Below are 19,980 nucleotides of genomic sequence, written 5' to 3' on the forward strand. Positions count from 1 at the left end.
ACCTTTCGAGAGGCACAGAGACACATGCACGCAAGCATTTTTACGCAAGGACACGAATTCCCCTTGCAACCTGGGAAACACTTTTTCGTTGTGTATGTGCAAAACACGTGTTCTAAGTATAGGATGAGGGGTGGAAAGTGTCAAGGAGGGAATATTCCCAACCACCCTATCCGCCACAAAAGGACTCGCTTGTATCCCCATGCCTCAAGATAGGGGTCTTATGTTCGGTCTGATAAAAAGAAGGTATGCATGGGAAAATGGGCTCGAGCCCATTTTCCCATGCATACCTTCTTTTTATCCCTTGACAAGCGGGCCTATAAAAAGACATAATTGCCATATATCGATGCACACGTGTGCGCAATTAGCAGGAGGAGTTGAGCATGGTGACCAGTGATGAGGTTGCGCGCCTGGCTGGTGTATCGCGAACAACGGTCTCACGCGTGCTCAGTGGGTCGGGTCGTATCAGTGAAGAGGTGCGCCAGCGCGTGTTAGAGGCTGCGGCCTCGCTGGGCTACGAACCAAACGTGGTGGCGCAGAGTATGGTGCGCCAGCGCTCACGTACGATTGCGTTAGGTCTGTTTCACGTAGAAGAAGGGCTTTCGTTCTCGCGCCTGGGCGAAACCAAGCACTACTTCTACCTCGATGTACTGAAGTATATCGAAGAGGAAGCGGCGAATGCCGGTTATGACCTGCTTCAGCCCTCGCGTCCGCTGGGGCGTACTCCGGAGAGCTATGTGCGTGCGCTGCAAACGCGGCAGGTTGCAGGTGCAGTTATGCTAGCGCTTAGCTCCACGGACCCGCGTATTCCAGCCCTGATTCAAGCTCACATCCCAACGGTGTTTATCGATGCTGTGGGTCAGGGACCAGGCGCGACCTATGTAAAGGGTGATCATGTCAGCGGAGCGCGCCAGGTTACAGAACACCTGCTTGCGTTGGGCCATAAGCGTATGGCCTTCTTTGTTGGTCCGTCGAGCAATATGTTTGGTATGGAGCGTCTCTTTGGTGCGCAACAGGCTCTTGCCTCAGCGGGCCGTAGCCTCGATCCCGGCCTGGTACGCCAGTCGGGCTGGAACATGCAGCAAGCCTACGAAGCGGCAGCACAGCTGCTCTCTGAGCGGCGTGATTTTACCGCGATAATCGCGGGGAGTGATCTGATGGCCATCGGGATTTTGCGAGCGCTGCGTGAGCGGGGCCTGCATGTGCCAGGGGATGTCTCCCTGAGCGGTTTTGATGACCTGGAGCTTGCGTCCTACATTGATCCTGGCTTGACGACGGTGCGCCAGGACCGCGTCGCGATGGGACGCAGCGCGATCCAACTGCTGTTGCGCTTGATTCAGGGCGAGCAACATCTTGCTCCGTTCGTCCTGCCAACCCAGCTCATTGCGCGCCAATCGACGGGTCCGGCCCCGTCGGTCTAGGCTCTCTTTTTTAGTGATTTGCGCACACGTGTGCGCTTTAGCGGAGTGGGGAGGCCGCTCTTGTACCAGGTGGGGGCAATGAATATTCACTACGCTTTCCCAAGGAAGGAAATGGCAACAACTATGCCTATACGTTCACCAAAGATTACTTTTATTGGCGCGGGCAGTGCCGTTTTTGCGCGTCAGTTGATAACAGATGTTCTTCATATTGAGGGACTGGACGAGGGTGTGATTGCGCTAGTTGATATCGATGCTACGCGCCTGCAACTGGCTCACAATATCGCAGAGAAACTGGTGGCGCAGAGTGGCAAGCACTGGCGTGTGCAGAGCTCTACCGAGCGGCGCGAAATGCTGCCCGGCAGCCATTTTATCGTCAATACGATTGAAGTGGCAGGCCTGGCGAATGTACGCCATGACTTCGATATTCCCATGAAGTATGGGATCAACCAGTGCATCGGCGATACCATCGGACCCGGCGGCATCTTCAAAGCGTTGCGCACTGGTCCCGCCTGGTTGGATATTCTGCATGACGCGGAAGAGTTGTGCCCCGAGGCCTGGGTTTTGAACTATACCAATCCTATGTCGATCCTGACCTACGCGGCTCTCAAGGCGACTTCGATGCGTACAGTGGGTCTCTGCCATAGTGTGCAGGGAAGCTCCAAACAGCTCGCGAACTATTTGGACGTGCCATATGAGGACCTGGAATGGAAGTGTGCGGGCATCAACCATAATGCCTGGTTTACCGAGCTGCGTTTCCAGGGGAAGGATGCTTATCCACTGCTGCTGGAGCGCATTCAGCAGAGCGAGATCTATGAGAAGGACCCCGTGCGCTTCGAGATGACGCGCTACTTTGGCGCCTTTGTCACGGAGAGCAGCGGCCATTTCTCTGAGTATGTGCCCTACTTCCGCAAGCGGCCAGAGCTGATTGAGCGCTATGGCCGCGCGGGCTATCTGGGCGAGACCGGCTTCTATGCCAACAACTGGCCGGAGTGGCGGCGTAAGAACGATGAAAGCATTCAGAAAATGCTTGATGGTAGCGCCGAGCTACCTTTCCATCGCAGCCATGAATATGGCTCATACATCATTGAGGGCGTGACATTGAACCGGCCCCAGGTGATCTATGGAAACGTGCGTAATACTGGCCTCATTGATAACCTGCCGGATGGCAGTGTCGAGGTCGCGTGTCTCGTCGACCGCAATGGCGTCCAGCCCACCCACTTTGGTGCACTGCCAGAGCAGCTTGCGGCTCTGAATCGTAGCCACATGGCCGTTCACTCCTTAATGTGTGAGGCCCTGCTCAGCAAGAACAAGGAGGCGGCCCGCTATGCGCTGATGCTTGATCCACTGAGCGCGGCTGTCTGCTCTCCTGCTGAGTTGAGCGAACTCTTTGATGAGATGTGGGAGGCAGAGAGAGAGTACCTTCAGCCCTTCGAGAAATAGATGTAAAAAAGCGTGTGACCGGTTCGCGATGCGAACCGGTCACACGCTTTTTTACATTGGTAATGGGGCCCGACATATTTCCTCCCTCTAGTTCAGTAACACCAGGAACAAGCAAGAAGGAAAATTATGAAAAAACAAATAAGCATCATACAGGCAATTCAGACTGCACAGACTCCAGATGGTATGACAACAAAGATTATCGCCCTTGATGGTCCAGGCGGTGCTGGCAAAAGCTCGCTTGCTGAGCAGTTGTCACAAAAATTAGGCAACGCACCAATTATTCACACTGATGATTTTGCAAGTTGGGATAATCCGCTCAACTGGTGGCCTCGTTTGCTTGAGCAAGTGCTTGAACCACTCTCTCACAATGAAATAGCACGCTACCAACGTTATGATTGGGGCACAAAACGTCTGGCAGAGTGGCACGAAATACAGCCAGCCGAGTACCTTCTACTTGAGGGAGTATCTTCATCAAGAGAAGCTTTTCGACCATATTTAGCATGTAGCATCTGGATTGAAACGCCTCCTGAAGCTTCCCGCGCTAAAGCGCTGGGGGTTCCAGGGATTCGTTCCACGCTTCCAGTCCTTCCCACTGATGCAGGAAAGCTGGCTCTTGTGGTGGTTTCCCTGGACTTTTGGACAGACGCGCTCCGGCTCTGGGGATGCCAAAGCTTCGGGGCAAGGACTGCCCCTCTCTCGCGCGTTGTGCTAGACGCTCGTGTGCTGCCCGCAGGCGCGCTTCCGCACCCTCCCAATACGGCTTGGTACCGGGCACACGAGGGAGTGGGTTCTGCTGGATCGAGATAGGCGGCAAGGAAGGCCGAATACAGGTCGCGTTGCACCGGTCCTACGCCGCATTCGCAGTGATGCCAGCGCTGAGAAAGCGGCTTCTTGACCCGTCTGCCACAGCCGTGGCACCATTGGCTCAGCGCCGTCGTGCGTGTGGGAACCTCGACCAGGGTGCCGCCCGTGCTTGCAACGGTGCGTCTCAGGAGTTCCACAAACATCCCTGGTGCTCGCAGTCCCACGCTCTTGCCGAAACGTTTCTGCCATGCCTTGTAGGAGACCTTTTCGAGGATGATGGTCCTGCCCAGCGCGACCACCTCGTGCACCTTGCGGCCGTGCAGGCTCTTGCGGTGCGCCGCCAGCTTGCGCTCTCTGGTCGCCTTGCGCCGCCGGGTCGCCTGGTAGCGCTTGCTGTTCTTCCAGGGCAGACGCTTCTTCCCCTGTTTCTTGACGCGCCCCTTCTCGTCGTAGTGCTCTGGATTGCCCGCTCGCCGCTGCCGATCCATCTGCCGCTGCAAACGGCGAATGGCTTTGGTATCAGGAGCCAGTTCCGCGCAGAACACCTGCAAGCTCGCCTCCCCTTGCTGGGGAACGAGCGCCAGGGTCGAGGGTCCCAGGTCAGCCCCAACGATGCCCTGGCCAATCGTGTGCTTGGGTTTGTGGTGGGGCTTGCCCTCCAGGGCCAACTGCACGACGTAGCGAGAGCCCTGTGCATCGGCTCCGGCCGCTCTGGGGCTGCTGGCGGGACGTTGGATGAGGCGAGCGTACTTGATGCGGTGCCTCAAGCCATGGGTCACCACCTCATCCTTCCAATTGATGAGGGCGGGCAACTGGTCTCCGTTCCAGAGCAGATAGCCGGCGTTGCCTTCAGAGGCGGGCTGCAGGACAAAGCGGAGACTGGTATCGTTGCGCTTATTCTCGATGCTGGAGAGGCCACGTCCTCGGCTCTTGAAACGCACCCGTTTCCCCTTGCCCAGACAGACGCGGTTGAGAGCGCGGTAGGCGCGAGTGGGCAGGGTTTGGGCGAGCACGGCCTCGATGTGCGCGGCAATCCAGCCCACGCGCAGCCCCTTGACGGCTTCATGCAGGGCGGCTTCGGAGAAGCCATGCGCCTTGCGCAAGGCGGAGAAGGCTGCCGCTCGTTCCGCTTTGTGGGTGCGAGGAAGGGCGCGGGCCTCTTGCCAGGCGGGGTCAGCGCGCATGCGGCGCAGGCGCTGTTGTCCTTGGGAGAGGATGGCGTTGTAGAGCTGACGAGCGGCTTCCAGATGAGCGCGCAGGCGGGCGGCTTGCTCTGCATCGACGGCCAGGGGCAGTTCCAGCAGAAAGGTGGGGGTCGCAGGTCGCTTCTCCTGCTGTTCCTTCTGTTTGTGTTGTCCCTGACACTTCTTCGGCATTGTGGCCCCTTCTTCGAACATACACGTGATCTCGATCCACTGACGTCTATTGTACCAGAGGAACGGGAAGAACGCAAGTTCTAGGTATCTGACCCTGCTCTCTTTCCTCTCATCCAGCAGAGGCGGCGATTCGTCCCCGGCATGAATGACCCCGGGGCTTTCTCGCCGCGTTCTCTGTAACGTGCTCCCAGCGGAGAGGGATGATCTGATCACCTTTGCTGTATATCAAACCGTTGCTGAAGGCGGTAAAATACCTCACATTGCTTTATAGATGCGCAAACGCCTACCAGATCTGGAACTACTGAGTCTTCCGTCAACGTGTAAGTTATAGCGACCTGGTGATCGCACAGTAAATATCGAAGAGTCAGCCCTGTTTTCCTGGCTTTGGCTAAACGGAGTCCAGGCGCGTAGCAGGCAGGCCTGGGCTGCCTTGCCTACTGTAGAATGTAGTGTTTGTGTATGGAAGAACTGTTTAAAATCTGGACGTGGTACCTTGCTTCAGGCGTTGAGGCCATCGCTGGTCTCCTTGTTGCCTTTGCCGCTCTACAAGCCACCTTTCATGCTCTGCGCCTGATCTTACACAAACCAGGCCAGCAGATAGGAGTTCAGGAGCCATACACAGAGTATATCCGCCTGGGACTGGGCCGCTGGTTGGCGCTGGCGCTGGAGTTTGAATTGGGTGCGGATATTCTGCGTACCGCCATTGCCCCTTCCTGGACCGAAATTGGTCAACTCGCCGCCATCGCGACGATACGTACGCTCCTGAACTACTTCTTACAGCAGGAAATAGATCGAGCAGCGCAACGTTATCCGCAAGCACCGGGGCACAGCCCGCCAACTCATATACAGCCGCCAGTGCCGCTCAAAACGGAGGTGAGAAAGCCCCAATGAACCTGACCCATCTTGTAACGTTTAGCCTCTGGGCAGCTATGATTGAGTTTATTGGCGCTTTGCTCATCATCGCGTATCTGCTTAAGAGTCTTGTGGTTCTCTTCAAGACCGGACAGGTGACCGTAGCGCGGCTGATAGTGGCCGATGGCATCATTACGGGCTTAAGTTTTAAACTGGCCGGAACGCTGCTCAAAACCATTGAGCTACGGTCATGGAGACAGATAGCCATGTTCGCAGCAATTTTTGTGCTACGGACAGCGCTCAAACGCTGGTTCGCGTGGGAACGCAGCCATCTGCAACAGTACCTGCAACCTCATAACCTGTAGGGTCTATGCTGGCATAGACTTACGAGCGCAGCGATTTTCCCGGCGGCTGAGCCTGAACTGGTGCGCGCAAGAGTCCATGCCAGCATGGATCCTACACACTTTTTATCATCTGCTCCTGGATACTGGTCGGATTGAGCGTCACGCGCATGCCATGCTTTGGGCGGAGGGTGACGCTCGGCAGCAGTTCGATGGGGTGGTCTGGCACAGGTTCCGGTGTGTAGCGTTGCAGGATCGTGGCCAGCAAGAGTTTGGTCTCCATCTGCGCGAAGGGCATGCCGATACAGATGCGTGGTCCCAGGCCGAAGGGGAAGTAGGCGCCGCGTGGCACCTTCTCGCCCTGGATAGGGTCCCAGCGCTCGGGCCGGAACTCCTGGGGATCGTGCCAGATCTCCGTGTCGTTATGGGTGACCCACTGGCTCAAGAGGACGATAGTCCCTGCGGGCAGGTGGTAGTCTCCGAGCGTGAAGTCGTGGATGGCGCGTCGTCCCATGCGCCAGACGGGAGGTAGCACGCGCCAGGATTCGTTCATGACCCATTCCAGGTAGGGGAGGCGTGCTAGGTCGGCGACGGTTGGGGTGTGTCCAACGAGTACCGTGTGGAGTTCCAGCAGGAGCTTCTGGCGAATCTCTGGGTGTTGAGCCAGAAGATAGAATGTCCAGCAGAGGCTATTCTGGGTCGTCTCATGGCCTGCGGCCACCAGTGTCATCACCTGGTCATGGACCTGGGAATCGCTCATGCCCTGGCCCTCCTCCTGGGCAGTGAGCAGCATATCGAGGATGTCTCCCCTATCGCCACCCGTTGCGCGCCGCTGCTGAATAAGCCCGTACACAAAGTCGTCCAATGTCTTCTTGCCGCGATTGAAGTCGCGTGTCTGGGCTGAGAAGCGTGAGAGCACGCGCGGCCTGCCCAGACCCTGAGGCGGACGCCCAATAACCGCCGTAAAGGCCTCGCTGAGCTGATTGGCCTGGGAGAGCTCTTCAACACTGAAAAGGGTGTGCACGATGATACGCAGGGTCAGGTGCTGCATGGCGGAGGCGAGCTCAAGCTCCTGTCCCGGTTGCCAGGTCTCAAGCATCTGCTCGGTATAGCGCACCATCACATCGGCATATTGATCGATGCGCTGGCGATGAAAGGCTGGCTGGACCAGGCGACGCTGCTGGCGATGGATCTCGCCCTCGGTCGTCAGCAAGCCCTCGCCCAGGACCTCGCGCATATTGCTGCGTTGTTGGCTCTGAAGGGAGGTAAAGTCGCGTGGATGTTCTGTCAGGCAGTAGAGCACATGCTCTGGCGCATAGGCGCAGACGACAGGTGTGCCAGCCAGGGAGAGGCGCACAAGGTGCCCATACTGCGCATGCGTAGAGCGCATAAAAGCGAGTGGATTGCGTTGAAGCTGAGGGGCATTGCCCACGAGAGGAAGCCCCCTAGGGCCTGGAAGCGCGTTGAACTGCTGCATAAGAACGGTCCTCTTTTCCTTGCCTATAACGTAGACAAGCTACCCATACCTGGTCTACAATAGGAGCGCTAAAATATGAGTAGAAGCTCACTTCTTCTCTCTTAAGAATATGAGCATTTACTCACGTTGTCAAGAGGATAGAACACATTGACGTTAGGAGGCAGGGTCTCACGTGGCTAAGGAACTCTCTCTTCGTCGTATGCCCCAGCAGGCGCGGGGGCAGCGTCGAATCGATAAGTTGCTGGACGCGGCGGAACAGGTATTTTCAGAGAAAGGGTATGGGGATGCGACGACGAACCTGATAGCCGCGCGGGCGCAGACGTCAATTAGCTCGCTCTACCAGTTTTTCCCCAATAAAGAGGCCATCTTGCGCGCGATTGTGGCGCGTTATGTCGAGGAGTTGCGGGCCTTCTTCGCACAAACGCTCTCGGTGGATGCGGATAAGCTACCGCTGGCGAGCTTTCTAGAGCACCTGATTCAGGGCCTGGCGAAGCTTCGGGAGGCGCACGCTGGTTTTCGCCCACTCTTCTTTGGTGCGCAGTCTTTCTCTGACGTTGAGCAGGCGACTCAGGAACTGCGCCAGGAGGTCATCGAGCGCATTGTGGCCCTGCTCGCGGTGCGCGCGCCCCAACTGGATGAGGAGCAGTGCCTGCGTTGCGCTCATGTCTGCGTTGCTATTTTCCAGGCCTTGATGGCCCTGGCTATGGCAGTTGAAGGGGAGGAGCGTGTACGCTGCTTGAGGAGTTGAAGGCGGTGCTCCTGGCCTATTTGACGCCCCTGGTTCGTGCATAAAAAAGAGGTGAGAGCCGAGCTCCTACACCTCTTTTTAGGGGAGTAATGTTTAGTTAGTAATAAAGGCGATGCCGGGATAGCCAGGATAGGAGAAGTCCCAGTAGGAGAGCACGCCAAAGCCGCCTCCACCCATATACCAGTTATAGTTGCTGGTATGGACCGTTCCATTGGAGTTAATCGATTCAACGATCGCCACGTGTCCGTAGCCGCCCGCGCCCTGCACACCTGGTTGGAGCACAACGATTGCGCCCACTGTTGGTTGCGCGGAGACTTTCCAGCCGTAGCTCTGGGCCTGTCCCAGCCATTCCCAGGCATTGCCAAGCCAGGGCACCCATATGCCATGCAGCTGGTGGAAGCGATAGGCCGCCCAGTAGGTACACTGTCCCTGGAAGAAACGATTGCCCGAGCCGCCGAGGGCGGGTCCAGAGTTGACACCGGCATAAGCCTGATTGCCGGCATCAAAGCCATCCTGCGTCACCGCGGTTGCGGTCGCGGCCTGCTGCGCTAAGAGAGTGGAATTATCATTTTTCGTATCATAGAGGCCACTACTGGAGAGAATAGTTTTGAGTCCTGTATTCCCATTTGCGAAGCCCAGGGGAATGGTCGCGAGCAATGTGCCGGCCAGGATGACGAGCAGGAGCGAGGCCACCGCGATCTGAATGACCATCCGGCGTCCCTGGGGTGGACGGGGAACCCCACCCTTAATCCCAGCCGGCTTGATGACCACAGGCTCGCGCTGGACCGTCATCTTGTTGTCACTGGCGTTAGTCTCTCTGTATGCTGGCACCAGTTGACGGGTGGCTTTGGGCTGCTCAGGCGCAGAAAATAATGGGTTTACCCCTGGGTCAGTGACGGGATTGAAGCGTTGAGGATTGGTCCCGGCACCTGCTACATTTGGGAGCATTTCATGCTCAGAAATAGGATTATGAGAGAAGCTGGCGGATTCTGAAGGGAATTGGCCCATACTCTTTGGGAGAGGCGTGTGGCCCTGGCCTCCCGGCTTGTCTGGGTTGAGATCCATCATCGGCATGCCATAAGTCCTTTAATTTCATGAAATTTTTTGCAAATAATTTGGAGTTGGTCATTGTAGATAGGTAAGATCAGCGCACTGTATCCTTATGCCCCAATGTACTTGAGAATCCTTATATTGGTCAAGTTCTATATAGTGGAATAGGAAGATCAGGCTGTTTTAGGGGAGAATATGTACTGCACAAGGGGCATCTTCAGCAGGATGATGGTGTTGGTGGGGTGCCGTAGGCACCCCACCAACACCATCATCCTATTGAAAGACGTGGAAGTAGTGTTCGAGGAAGCGTTCGGCATTGACAGAGAGGGCGACCTCGTGGCGTGCGCGAACGCCACCGGGTTGCCAGTAGGTCTGCCCGGTTTTAGCCTCATCCTTGATCTCGACCGAGACAGTGCCAGGTGAGAAGGTGCAGAGCGCGCTCTCAAAAATGGTCGCTGCCGCCAGGGGATCATGGAAGGTCACCATGTCGGCGCGCTCGAACCAGACCTCCGCGAAATCCAGGACCGGGCGTAGCAGGGGATGCGTGCAGTGCTGGCGGAACTCCGAGGCCGCCATACGGACCTGCATCGTCACATCCAGGCCAATAGAGCGGTGGATGGGCACAGCTGCGCGATAGACGATTTCAGCCGCGTAGGGATCATTGAGGGCGTTCCATTCGCGTCCAGAAGGAGCGAACTGTCCGCACATCAGCACCAGGCCCTTGAGGAGTTGAGGGATATCGGGATAGGTCGCAAAGAGCAGAGCGATATTGGTCATTGGGCCAATGCCGAGCAGAACAACCTCGCCTGGATGAGAGCGGATGGTTTGCTCCATAAAGGTGATCGCCTCACCCTGGGGGAAGTCGTGCGCATGTGCCCAGCGGTCGAGCGCGGCTGCCTGCGGGGACAGCGGTTGTTGAATGGGGGTGAGGAGGGGCTGTTCCACGCCAGGATAGATGGGAATATCCTGGCCTGCAATGGTGCAGAGGGCGCTTGCCATCTTCGCGCGCTTCTTTGCCTCACCAGTCACGGTAGTGATGCCCAGGAGATCGCACCTGGGCTGAGCCAGTAGATAGGCCAGGCAGACAGCATCATCAATGTCGCTGCCAATATCGGTATCAAGCAGGATTTTTATGCTCGTAGAAGGCTGTGAAGTCATTGCGGCGCGAAGGCCTCCTCGCTGTGAATAGTATGTGCCCTGGTATAGAGAGGACACAAGCTATTGTAAGCCATGCTCAGCCTTTTGCCAAGTGAGTACTCTGCAATCCTTCTTTGCATTGATGGTTAGATAAACAGAGAAGGTTCTACCACGTCCTTTCTAGCTGCTACTTGGCAGCCAGGCGCTGAATGGCGGATGTGGTAGAACCAGGTTCATCTCTATCCTGCCTGATTTTGCACTTGATTTTGCACCTGGTTTTGCCACTCACGCTTCCCTTGCTCGTCGAGTGCCTTGAACTCGTCGTCACTAAGAGTGACACTCGTCGCGGCCACGTTCTCCTCCAGGTGCTTCACCTGGCTGGTACCGGGAATAGGCAACGTCACAGGGCTGCGCTTGAGGATCCATGCGAGCGCGATTCCACTGGGTGTGGTATTGTGTTTGTGAGCGATCTCGTCAAGCTGTGAGCCAGCCTGTGCCAGGTTGCCCGATGCCAGGGGGAACCAGGGGATAAAGCCGATATTGTTGCGTGTGCAGTAATCAAGGACCTCTTCGCTCTGACGGTTTACCAGGTTATATAGGTTCTGTACGGTGACGACCTGGAAGAACTTCTGAGCCGCCTGAATCTCCTCCGTATTGACCTCACTAAGACCTGCATGCCGGATCAGACCTTCTTGCTGCATCTGTTTGATCACATCGAATTGCTCATCGCGTGGGACCTTGGGATCGATCCGGTGGAGTTGCCATAGATCGATGCGCTCGATACCCAGGCGTCTCATACTCATCAGCACACACTGGCGCAGATATTCGGGACGCCCAAGCGGGGGCCAGATATCCGGTCCATGCCGGGTTAGGCCGCCTTTGGTCGCGATCACGAGACCTTTATAAGGATAGAGCGCCTCATGAATCAGGTTCTCGCTGACCTCGGGGCCATAGCTATCTGCCGTATCGATAAAGTTTATGCCCAGCTCAGGAATCCGTTTCAGTGTGCGCAGGGCCTCCTCACGATCAGCGGGTTCGCCCCAGATGCCTTCCCCTGTGATACGCATGGCGCCAAATCCCAGGCGGTTGACGGTAAGGTCCCCCCCAATTGTGAACTGCCCGCTGGCTGCTGCATTACTACTCATAGCTCGTATTCTTTCATTTTTCAAGATGGACCTGCTGTAAGCGCAGGCATGTATGATTAGCGCAATCATTCGCGATCCTATCGATCCTAGCGACCTGCCGGTGATTACACGCTTTATAGAAACAGAATGTCTCAATAAAGAATGGGCCTTGTATTGATGGGAAGCTCGTCAAACATCATGGCGTACCCGTATCCGTGATATACTGAGGTCCCAGGCCTTATTCCATTCGCCAACCACCGGCATCTGATTCGATAAAAAAAGCAAATGAGGAAGACGACATAGCATGCTAGAGCAATCAGCCACATCATGGCACCAGAAGACACCTGGCGCTTCAGATATTTTAACGACCGGTATTCACCAGCAGCCAACGCAGCGGAGCTGGCTGCTGGTGACGGAGAATAGTACATACGCGCTGGGAGTTACAGAGGAGGAGTATGTACTCAATCTCTACTGGGGGGCGCGCCTCTCCTTCTTCTCCGATATCCCCGCAGCATCTATGCCGCCTGACAGATCATCGCAGGATGTCAGCCTGGCGCTCGCGCCTGAAGAATATCCCGCGTTTGGTGGGCTACGCTTTGGCGAACTGGCCGCGAAGATCACCTTCGCCGACCAGACACGTGATGCCGACCTCCGCTTTCATGATGCCGAGATTGGTGAGCAAGACGGTTTGCCTGCATTACGCATTCTGTTACAGGATGCGGTCTATCCTTTACAGGTCGCTCTGCTGTACCAGGTAGATGTCGCAAACGATGTCATCATTCGTTCCGCGTGCTTTACCAATCAGGGCGCAGACCCCATTGTGCTTGAGCGCCTGTTCTCCGCAGTCTGGCATCTGCCACGCCAGGTCATGCCACGTCGGCTGACTACATTAGGGGGACATTGGGCAGGCGAGAGCCGCCTCCAGCAGCAGCAGGTTGTGACTGGTACAACGCTGCTAGAGTCACGCAAAGGGGTAACGGGCTCGCATGCCTATCCCTGGTTCGCGCTGGATACTCAGGCCAATGAGCAACAGGGAGAGGTCTATTTTGGCACGCTGGCCTGGAGTGGTAACTGGGCCTTGCGCATAGCGACAACGATCACTGGGGCCACCGCTATTGGGGGTGGCATTCACGAGCATGATTTTGCCTGGACGCTGGCCGCGCAAACAAGTTTTACTACGCCCGATTTTGTGGCGGGTTTTACGCTTGATGGCATGAATGGGGTACGGCGTCGCCTGCATCGCTATGTTCGTGAGCAGGTTCTGCCGCAAAAGCAGGCTAGCCAGCCGCGTCCTGTATTGTATAACTCCTGGGAGGCCACGACCTTCGATGTGACTGAAGAGGGGCAATGCTTGCTGGCCGAACGTGCCGCCGGTCTGGGTGTGGAGCTCTTCGTCGTCGACGATGGCTGGTTCCCAGGGCGTGTGCATGATCGAGCGGGTCTGGGCGATTGGCGTGTCGATCCGCAGAAGTTTCCCCATGGCCTGCGCCCGCTCATTGAGCGCGTGAAGACATTGGGCATGCAGTTTGGCTTGTGGGTAGAGCCGGAGATGGTGAATGCTGATAGCGACCTGTACCGCTTACACCCGGATTGGATCTATCATTTCCCGCAACGCCCGCGCAGCGAGGCGCGTAACCAATTAGTCTTGAATGTGGGCCGTCAGGATGTACAGGCATACCTGCTTACGGTGCTGGATCAATTGCTCACCGAAAATGCGATAGATTTTATCAAATGGGACATGAATCGCCCTCTTGCGGAGCCGGGTTGGCCCGAATACAGCGCGCGAGGCGGGGACGCGCGTGAGATCTGGGTGCGCCACACGCAGGGCATCTATGCCATTCTGGATGCACTACGGGCTCGCCATCCCGACCTGAGCATCGAGTCCTGCTCCTCGGGCGGAGGGCGCGCCGATCTGGGCGTGCTCCGGCGCACAGACCAGGTCTGGGCGAGCGATAATACGCATCCTGACGCACGCCTCTTTATTCAAGAAGGCATCTCGCATATTCTGCCTGGTCGTGTGATGGGGGCCTGGGTGACAGATATGCCGCATGACCGCATGGTAAATGAGATCCCTGTACAGTACCGCTTTCATATCGCGATGATGGGCGCGCTTGGGATCGGCGGTCACCTACTGCATTGGAGCGATGAGGACCTCGCGGAAGCTACCCGCTGGATCGCGGTCTATAAATCGATTCGCCACCTGGTACAGGATGGCGATCAGTACTGGCTCCTTTCGCCGACGGCCAGCAAAGGCGATCTCGCAGCGGTCACGAGTGTCGCGCCCGACGGCAGTGAAGCGGTGCTCTTTGCCTTCCGGCGTAGCAACCCTTTCTGGGAGCCGCTTCCCTTCCTGCGCTTACAGGGCCTACAGCCAGCGACGCGGTATCGCGTGCGAGAACTGGGCAATGCCTCTGCATCAGAGATCGTCCTCTCAGGGGCCGCGCTCATGAGGCGAGGACTTGAACTGCCACTCCAGCGTGGTTCATACGCGAGTTGCCTCCTCCATATACGCGCCGAAGCCTGATAGGGATAACAGGCGGAAGCATGGGGCGTCGGGCCATTCGGCTTAATACTGTGCGTGCTACTCTAGAGTAAAAGAAGTGAGGGACTGCCTTGGCTGAAAAGTTTGCGGTTTCTCGGCGCACATCTCTGCCAGCATATTCGGATGAGCCGACTCCTCCAATACTTTTTCTCTCTAGCGAGGAGATGGGGTGGGATGGACTGGTAGCGCGTGCATATCACGAGCCAATGCAGTTTGAGGGGCTCATTGAGTCTGACCCTGACCTGCCCCATATTCCCCTGGTGCTGTTCGCTGGCGGGGCGATGTATATGGAGCGTCGGTCTGTGAACGGTCCCTGGAAGGGAGGGATCATACGTGCGGAAGATCTGATGCTGGCTCCCGATGGGAGCGTGTCCAGCGAGTTGCGCTGGAACGGCCTGACCTCCGAACCAACGCAGACTCTCCATCTCCATTTGAGTAAAGATCTGTTTGCGCGAACTGTGGAGGAGGTAGCTGACTGTGATCCCGCTCGTCTTACGCTGATCGGACGCTCAGGCTTCCAGGACCCCTTGCTGACACAGATCGGGCTTGCGCTGTGGCGAGAGCTAGAGCAGCCGACCCCTGCTGGAAAACTCTATGCCCAAACGGCGGCCCAGATGCTTGCAGTACATCTCTTGCAGCATTATACATGCGCGCCAATACATATAAAAGAGATATCACAGGGGCTGACACGCCAGCAAGTGCAACGCGTGACAGACTTCATTCAGGCTCACCTTAGCCAGGATCTCACGCTGGAGGCCCTGGCTCAACAGGCTGGTTTTAGTTCTTATCATTTTGCCCGCTTATTCCGGCAGACCATGGGGGAGAGCCCACATCAATTTGTGCTGCGCCAGCGGGTTGAGAGAGCACAACACCTGCTCAAAAAGACGAATGAACCCCTCGCTCACATTGCCTTAGAGAGCGGATTCGCCAACCAGAGCCATTTGACCCGGACCTTCAAGCGTTATCTCGGCCTCACTCCACGAGGCTATCGGCAGCAGGAGTAAATCCGCGCATATTTGTACCAGGATGCGCAAGAATAGGCAAGATTCCCTTCTTCCTTTTGCTCTATCATAGAAGCACGAAGTTGATGACAGAGGGAGATGAACTCTCATGTCATTCATATGAAGCGAAAGGAATACGCATCATGGCACTTGAACTCTACATGCTCGGCCTGATCACCCAGGATATGGGCAAAGCACTGGAATTTTATCGGCGGCTTGGTCTGGCCATTCCCGAGGGGAGCGAGAAACAGACTCATGTCGGAGTTAAGATGGGGAGCGGGCTGACCTTCTTCCTGGACTCCAATCCTTCTCGTTGGGACCCAGGGTTTGTCAGCAAGAATGAGCCAGGACACCTGGAAGCAGCCGATAGCTACCGCTCCGTTCTCGAATTCTACCTGGAGACACAGGAAGCGGTGGATACAAAGTACGCCGAACTTACCGGATTTGGCTACCAGGGCCTCCGTACACCCTACAAGACCTCCTTCGGGATGCACTTTGCGCTGATCGCCGACCCCGACGGAAACACCATCCTACTCTCCGGCGACCTGGCAGCAAGCGGGACCTCGAAAGACGCTTGAGGATCATCTCAGCGGAATGGGCCAGCAGTTCTTCGCTTCCTTGGCGGCCAGTTCAGCAACGCGGGCCTCTTCGCCGAAGCCAGTGAACATGGAGATGTCCATTGGTGAGGTAGAGTTAAGGGGCCATAGTATCATGGCGTAAAGGAGATGAATACCAGAATAGTCTGGTAAGCAGAGGTAACAGGAGAGAACTATCTTGAGTGAGATAGTTCTCTCCTGTTATGACTATTAACTATGCTGCAATTGCGTAGGAGTGAGTGCTAGTGCTGTTGATCCAGGCGACGCTGGATGGCGGAGCGCCTGCGATTGGCGAAGTAGCCGATATCAGCACAGCGCCGTTCAATGTCATGAATGGAAGAGCTGGGGGAGAGCGCAAGCACCCACTTGTGTTCCTGTATCTCAAGAATCTCCAGTTGATTTTGTAGTTCAGCGCGGGGAATAACCTGTGTGCCAGCGAAGGAGCCATCCACCTCAACCATTGCTACGATAATCTGATTTCCCTCTGTCTCGCTACAGACATTGGCAATGGTTGCCGCATGTTGGCGAAGGACTTCGGTTGCCTGAACAGTTCTCTGCGCTCGTTCAATAGCCTGTACAGTCCAAGTCATGACGTTGCCTCTCTTTCCTTTCCGCATCCAGGTAGTATCTTGGAAGGTCAGCCTATCTGAATGAAGAATATCGGGACATTGGTCTTCTAGGGGGAGTGTGTATGGGGGGGCATATCCTCTCTAGTATAGGTGCTTATTATCAATCCACCATTTGCCACAAAACATGCGCTATGTGATTTGTAAGCTCGCTCTGGGTAAGCTCACTCTGGATGTTTAATCATCCTACTATAGCAGTGTAGCATGAAATGGCACAGGATTCAAACAACATCCCCATCAACCCGCTTTGCAAGCCATGCGAGAGGAAATAAAAGCGAGTTTGACGGCAGTGTTGACAGCACTCCGCTAGAAAAACACGTGATTTTTGCGGTTTTTGGGCAATTTGTTATGCTTGTTGTTTCTGCTCCGATAAATGTAGTAAAACATATGCAAGCACAGTTTTACCGCATCGTTCGTTGTTGCTGCTTCATTCCCAATAGCCTCAAGACCCATGAGCCTTTTTGGTCTTACGTCAAGTCCACAGCCAAGTTTCCGTCCTCGTCCGAGCCAGTACCGCTGACGACTTGATCAATCAGCCCGATCAAGCGAAGGGCTTCGCCCAAAATATTCAAGGCCGCATTGTGATCTCTCTCCTGGGAGAATTGATAATAGGCGCAGTGCGCGTTTTGGCAGAGAAACACCCGATCAGAAAGCTGCATGTCTTCCCACTTCCACCCGCAACCGTGGCACGTTTTGCTGGAAGCAAAGAAGCGATCTACCTTGATCACTTGCCCACCACGCTGCTCCACTTTCGTGGTGAGCAAGGACAAGAGCTTGCCTAAAGCCGCATCCGAGAACGAACGGGCAAGCGTGCGATTCTTGAGCAATCCTTTGAGATTGAGATCTTCAATGCCAATGATTCCATAGCAATTTGCTAGCCCGGTCGTGAGCTTGTGGAGGACATCATCTCTTAAAGAGATGATGCGATAATGCAGTCGTGCCACCTGCCTGCGTGCTTTCTCACGGTTTTTTGATCCTGGTTTGCGACGATGCAACCGTTTGTTCGCCTGGCGCAGTTTCTTAAGCGCCGTTTTGAGGAAGGCTTGGTTCTCAACTTCCTCTCCTGTACTCAAGGTTGCCAGCCGATTGAGCCCCACATCGATGCCGATAGCCGCCGGCCTCTTCACAGAGAGAGGGTCAGGCATTTCGACCTGAATGGAAACAAACCACCAATCTGCCGTTTTGGTGATACGTGCGCCTGTGATCTTCCCAACAAAGTGTACCTTTTCTGCCATATTCACCCATCCGAGCTTGGGGACCCAGATCCGATGATCACCCAGCTCAAATTGATCGTTGGCAAGATAGAAGCTTGGCCTGCTGCGCTTTTTGCTCTTGAAGCGTGGACGGTGAGCACGTCCCTCAAAAAACGCGGCGAATGCCCTGCCCAACTCTAGAAAGGGCTGATCAGAGGCATTCTTGGTCACTTCCCAGGTCCAGGGGAATTGCTCGCGTCTGATCTCGTTGAATTGCTTCTTGAGCTTGTAAACAGTGGGTTTTTCTCCGGCCTCATATTGCTGGTTCCACTCAGCCAGCGCCCAGTTCCACACAAAGCGAGCAGTGCCAGCGGCTTTGGCAAAGTACACTGCCTGTTTAGCTGTGGGATGCAGTCTGATCTTATGGGCGCGAATCATACGGTTCTGCTCTTTCTTTTGCCTCATATTTTCTTCAGTATAGGACAAACGTTCTCATCTGTCAAGAAGCCCGAAAGCGTGGCATCTTGCCAATGGTTGATCCCTTTTTCCAACTTTTTGGAAACAGTTGCATTCTCTTTTGGGAATTGTTCAAGTGCGCGATATCTGAACCATTCATTCATACAAAACTCTCTGCAAGGTGTCCAGGCTTCAATAGTAAAGCGTTTATGGCGAGCCTGATGCATATCTTGATGTTCTGTTGGAGGTAAGTAGTCAAATGGGAGAGCAGAAGATTTCCAGCGAGGATCGTAGTAAGCATCTTCCCGAGCAGCCCAAAGAAGTATTTCCCAAATATCAGCACCTGGCTCTTCGTATAGAAGGTCACGCGAGTATTGCTGCATCAGAATCTGCATCGTGGGATGTGGTACGACCGTCTCATAATTATAGAGTATGGCTCCTTTTTGCCAGAAATGTAGCAGCCAACCCAATTCACGTAGATACGTATGTGATGGTGTGTCGACAACCTCCAACGTTTCTAGCTGGGGGCGTAAGCCCTGCGCTACCAGTTCAACAATCCAGACACCCACGGGATGCGCAACGAGGCATAAAGAAGCAAGCGCAGAGAAAAAGAAGAGAACTATTCCCACAGAAGAGACGAGAAATTCCTGAAAGAGTGTGGAGCCTCGAATGTTGTGTGACATCATCCTGTTGCCGTCTTTTTCTCAACATTCTCTCTCTCACTCTGGAGTGTCATAGATTGATAACATTTGCCGTAGCTCCTCTTTCATTTGCTCTCGCCAAGCCCTCGGTTCTATCAATTCTGCCCCTGGCCCAAGCCAGCGCAACAATTCGAAGACGATCGTCTGGTTTTCCTCTCCAATCGTCATGATCACTTGATCGCCTCTGCGCTCTTCAAATCGGGCATGCCGATAATACCAGTCTCGTTGGAGCCGTTCTGCCTGCAATCGCGTGAGGCGAATAATAACAGGCGCATTTCGTTGCCATTGATCCATCGCTGATCTCAGCCACGTGTGCCCTAAAAGAGGTTGGATATCAAACGCATGCGGGGGGGTCACGGTTTCGGAATCTCCTCTGAGAGAGACAACACGGTCTGCTCGCCACAACCTCATCGTGGCATCACCATCGCGTTTCCTTCCTACGAGGTACCAATGGTTCCGGTCCCAAAATAGTCCCAGGGGGATAACTGCTGTCTCTTGCCTCTCTGACAGATGGTACGGTGATCCGTACCGCACATGCACGAGCGAACGATCCAGGATGCCTTGTAAAAAGGTCGTGATGATGGAGCTTTCGGGAGTATCCCCATCCATTTGAGGAGCATGGGTGGGTTCTGGATGAAAGATATCACCTGGGAAGTGCTCAAATCCAACCACCTTCTCCGCTTGCATCAAGGTCATGCGTAAAGAATCAGGAACCGCTACCAGGAGTTTCTGAACAGCCGTTTTCACCTCGGCGGGGAAAGGAAAGGTATGAAGGCTCTGCAGCAGCGTTAGCCCTACCAGGAGCATGATGCCTTCGCCTCGCGAGAAGGTTAATGGAGGGAGGAAATAACCTTCAAGCAAGTGAATACCACCCCCATGTCCACGGCTCGTGTACACTGGGACGCCAAGCGCGCTGAGTGTCTGCAGGTCACGGTAAATGGTTCGTGTGGAAACCTCAAACTGCCGAGCTAATTGTGCAGCAGAAACAGATCTCTTCCTCTGGAGGATGAGCAAAATGCCGAAGAGACGGTCAATGTGAGCCATGCTTACTCTCCAAATATGACAGGATGTTGGCACAATGAGGTGCTATGCTAGCGC

The 19,980-nt window shown here is 55.2% G+C and carries 16 protein-coding genes and 1 pseudogene; 8 read left to right on the forward strand and 9 right to left on the reverse strand.

The window, feature by feature from the left end; all coding sequences use genetic code 11:
- The first annotated feature begins 380 nt into the window (after positions 1–380).
- A complete protein-coding gene (locus KRAC_RS51530; RefSeq protein ID WP_007920938.1) occupies positions 381–1,418 on the forward strand; it encodes a LacI family DNA-binding transcriptional regulator in 1,038 nt (345 codons plus the stop codon).
- A gap of 123 nt (positions 1,419–1,541) precedes the next feature.
- Positions 1,542–2,858: an alpha-galactosidase gene (melA, locus tag KRAC_RS51535; RefSeq protein ID WP_040447521.1), complete on the forward strand. Its 1,317-nt coding sequence runs from the start codon at positions 1,542–1,544 to the stop codon at positions 2,856–2,858.
- A 541-nt stretch (positions 2,859–3,399) separates the two neighbouring features.
- Here melA and KRAC_RS51540 read toward each other — a convergent pair.
- Positions 3,400–5,038 (reverse strand): annotated as a pseudogene (locus KRAC_RS51540) (nuclease/transposase family protein).
- A 459-nt stretch (positions 5,039–5,497) separates the two neighbouring features.
- On the opposite strand from KRAC_RS51540, the gene KRAC_RS51545 reads away from it, so the two are divergent.
- The gene (locus tag KRAC_RS51545; RefSeq protein WP_007920942.1) at positions 5,498–5,929 is read left to right on the forward strand and encodes a DUF1622 domain-containing protein; all 432 of its coding nucleotides are present in this window, start codon (positions 5,498–5,500) and stop codon (positions 5,927–5,929) included.
- Entirely contained in the window at positions 5,926–6,255 is a 330-nt protein-coding gene (locus KRAC_RS51550; protein WP_007920944.1) for a DUF1622 domain-containing protein, read from the forward strand. Before KRAC_RS51545 ends, KRAC_RS51550 begins: the two co-directional genes overlap by 4 nt.
- Before the next feature lie 91 nt (positions 6,256–6,346).
- On the opposite strand, the gene KRAC_RS51555 is transcribed toward KRAC_RS51550, so the two are convergent.
- Positions 6,347–7,708 carry a cytochrome P450 gene (locus KRAC_RS51555; RefSeq protein ID WP_007920946.1) on the reverse strand — a complete coding sequence of 454 codons (1,362 nt, stop codon included), beginning with the start codon at positions 7,706–7,708 and terminating at the stop codon, positions 6,347–6,349.
- 172 nt (positions 7,709–7,880) lie between these two features.
- On the opposite strand from KRAC_RS51555, the gene KRAC_RS51560 reads away from it, so the two are divergent.
- Positions 7,881–8,456: a TetR/AcrR family transcriptional regulator gene (locus tag KRAC_RS51560; protein WP_007920950.1), complete on the forward strand. Its 576-nt coding sequence runs from the start codon at positions 7,881–7,883 to the stop codon at positions 8,454–8,456.
- A 93-nt stretch (positions 8,457–8,549) separates the two neighbouring features.
- Here KRAC_RS51560 and KRAC_RS64270 read toward each other — a convergent pair whose 3' ends face one another.
- The 3 genes from KRAC_RS64270 to KRAC_RS51575 all read right to left on the reverse strand — a co-directional run bounded on the left by KRAC_RS64270 (position 8,550) and on the right by KRAC_RS51575 (position 11,788).
- Positions 8,550–9,530, reverse strand: coding sequence for a CHAP domain-containing protein (locus KRAC_RS64270; protein WP_007920951.1), 981 nt, complete (start codon positions 9,528–9,530; stop codon positions 8,550–8,552).
- 249 nt (positions 9,531–9,779) lie between these two features.
- Positions 9,780–10,664: a nucleoside hydrolase gene (locus tag KRAC_RS51570; RefSeq protein ID WP_007920952.1), complete on the reverse strand. Its 885-nt coding sequence runs from the start codon at positions 10,662–10,664 to the stop codon at positions 9,780–9,782.
- 218 nt (positions 10,665–10,882) lie between these two features.
- Positions 10,883–11,788: an aldo/keto reductase gene (locus KRAC_RS51575; protein ID WP_040447523.1), complete on the reverse strand. Its 906-nt coding sequence runs from the start codon at positions 11,786–11,788 to the stop codon at positions 10,883–10,885.
- A 283-nt stretch (positions 11,789–12,071) separates the two neighbouring features.
- Here KRAC_RS51575 and KRAC_RS51580 point away from each other — a divergent pair, with 283 nt between their 5' ends.
- From KRAC_RS51580 to KRAC_RS64275, 3 genes are all read left to right on the forward strand, one after another.
- Positions 12,072–14,291 carry an alpha-galactosidase gene (locus KRAC_RS51580; protein ID WP_007920954.1) on the forward strand — a complete coding sequence of 740 codons (2,220 nt, stop codon included), beginning with the start codon at positions 12,072–12,074 and terminating at the stop codon, positions 14,289–14,291.
- A gap of 89 nt (positions 14,292–14,380) precedes the next feature.
- Positions 14,381–15,313, forward strand: a complete 933-nt coding sequence (locus KRAC_RS51585; RefSeq protein ID WP_007920955.1) for an AraC family transcriptional regulator — start codon at positions 14,381–14,383, stop codon at positions 15,311–15,313.
- Positions 15,314–15,453: 140 nt separating this feature from the next.
- The gene (locus KRAC_RS64275; protein WP_007920960.1) at positions 15,454–15,888 is read left to right on the forward strand and encodes a VOC family protein; all 435 of its coding nucleotides are present in this window, start codon (positions 15,454–15,456) and stop codon (positions 15,886–15,888) included.
- A gap of 260 nt (positions 15,889–16,148) precedes the next feature.
- On the opposite strand, the gene KRAC_RS51595 is transcribed toward KRAC_RS64275, so the two are convergent.
- The 4 genes from KRAC_RS51595 to KRAC_RS51610 all read right to left on the reverse strand — a co-directional run bounded on the left by KRAC_RS51595 (position 16,149) and on the right by KRAC_RS51610 (position 19,926).
- Entirely contained in the window at positions 16,149–16,496 is a 348-nt protein-coding gene (locus KRAC_RS51595) for a hypothetical protein (RefSeq protein ID WP_007920962.1), read from the reverse strand.
- A gap of 503 nt (positions 16,497–16,999) precedes the next feature.
- The gene (locus tag KRAC_RS51600; RefSeq protein WP_052569300.1) at positions 17,000–18,163 is read right to left on the reverse strand and encodes an RNA-guided endonuclease InsQ/TnpB family protein; all 1,164 of its coding nucleotides are present in this window, start codon (positions 18,161–18,163) and stop codon (positions 17,000–17,002) included.
- Positions 18,164–18,186: 23 nt separating this feature from the next.
- Positions 18,187–18,867 carry a hypothetical protein gene (locus KRAC_RS51605; protein WP_007920965.1) on the reverse strand — a complete coding sequence of 227 codons (681 nt, stop codon included), beginning with the start codon at positions 18,865–18,867 and terminating at the stop codon, positions 18,187–18,189.
- A 33-nt stretch (positions 18,868–18,900) separates the two neighbouring features.
- Positions 18,901–19,926 (reverse strand): helix-turn-helix transcriptional regulator, encoded by a 1,026-nt coding sequence (locus KRAC_RS51610; RefSeq protein WP_007920966.1) that lies wholly within the window; start codon positions 19,924–19,926, stop codon positions 18,901–18,903.
- Positions 19,927–19,980: the final 54 nt, after the last annotated feature.

It is taken from the genome of Ktedonobacter racemifer DSM 44963 (genome assembly GCF_000178855.1).
Lineage (GTDB): Bacteria > Chloroflexota > Ktedonobacteria > Ktedonobacterales > Ktedonobacteraceae > Ktedonobacter > Ktedonobacter racemifer.

What these genes read in the sequence shown, in the direction of transcription:
- KRAC_RS51550 (WP_007920944.1), top strand. Translation starts at nt 5,926, where the DNA reads ATGAACCTGACCCATCTTGTAACGTTTAGCCTCTGGGCAGCTATGATT.
- KRAC_RS64275 (WP_007920960.1), top strand. Translation starts at nt 15,454, where the DNA reads ATGGCACTTGAACTCTACATGCTCGGCCTGATCACCCAGGATATGGGC.
- melA (WP_040447521.1), top strand. Translation starts at nt 1,542, where the DNA reads ATGCCTATACGTTCACCAAAGATTACTTTTATTGGCGCGGGCAGTGCC.
- KRAC_RS51545 (WP_007920942.1), top strand. Translation starts at nt 5,498, where the DNA reads ATGGAAGAACTGTTTAAAATCTGGACGTGGTACCTTGCTTCAGGCGTT.
- KRAC_RS51530 (WP_007920938.1), top strand. Translation starts at nt 381, where the DNA reads ATGGTGACCAGTGATGAGGTTGCGCGCCTGGCTGGTGTATCGCGAACA.
- KRAC_RS51605 (WP_007920965.1), bottom strand. Translation starts at nt 18,867, where the DNA reads ATGATGTCACACAACATTCGAGGCTCCACACTCTTTCAGGAATTTCTC.
- KRAC_RS51580 (WP_007920954.1), top strand. Translation starts at nt 12,072, where the DNA reads ATGCTAGAGCAATCAGCCACATCATGGCACCAGAAGACACCTGGCGCT.
- KRAC_RS64270 (WP_007920951.1), bottom strand. Translation starts at nt 9,530, where the DNA reads ATGCCGATGATGGATCTCAACCCAGACAAGCCGGGAGGCCAGGGCCAC.
- KRAC_RS51595 (WP_007920962.1), bottom strand. Translation starts at nt 16,496, where the DNA reads ATGACTTGGACTGTACAGGCTATTGAACGAGCGCAGAGAACTGTTCAG.
- KRAC_RS51610 (WP_007920966.1), bottom strand. Translation starts at nt 19,926, where the DNA reads ATGGCTCACATTGACCGTCTCTTCGGCATTTTGCTCATCCTCCAGAGG.
- KRAC_RS51600 (WP_052569300.1), bottom strand. Translation starts at nt 18,163, where the DNA reads ATGATTCGCGCCCATAAGATCAGACTGCATCCCACAGCTAAACAGGCA.
- KRAC_RS51555 (WP_007920946.1), bottom strand. Translation starts at nt 7,708, where the DNA reads ATGCAGCAGTTCAACGCGCTTCCAGGCCCTAGGGGGCTTCCTCTCGTG.
- KRAC_RS51575 (WP_040447523.1), bottom strand. Translation starts at nt 11,788, where the DNA reads ATGAGTAGTAATGCAGCAGCCAGCGGGCAGTTCACAATTGGGGGGGAC.
- KRAC_RS51570 (WP_007920952.1), bottom strand. Translation starts at nt 10,664, where the DNA reads ATGACTTCACAGCCTTCTACGAGCATAAAAATCCTGCTTGATACCGAT.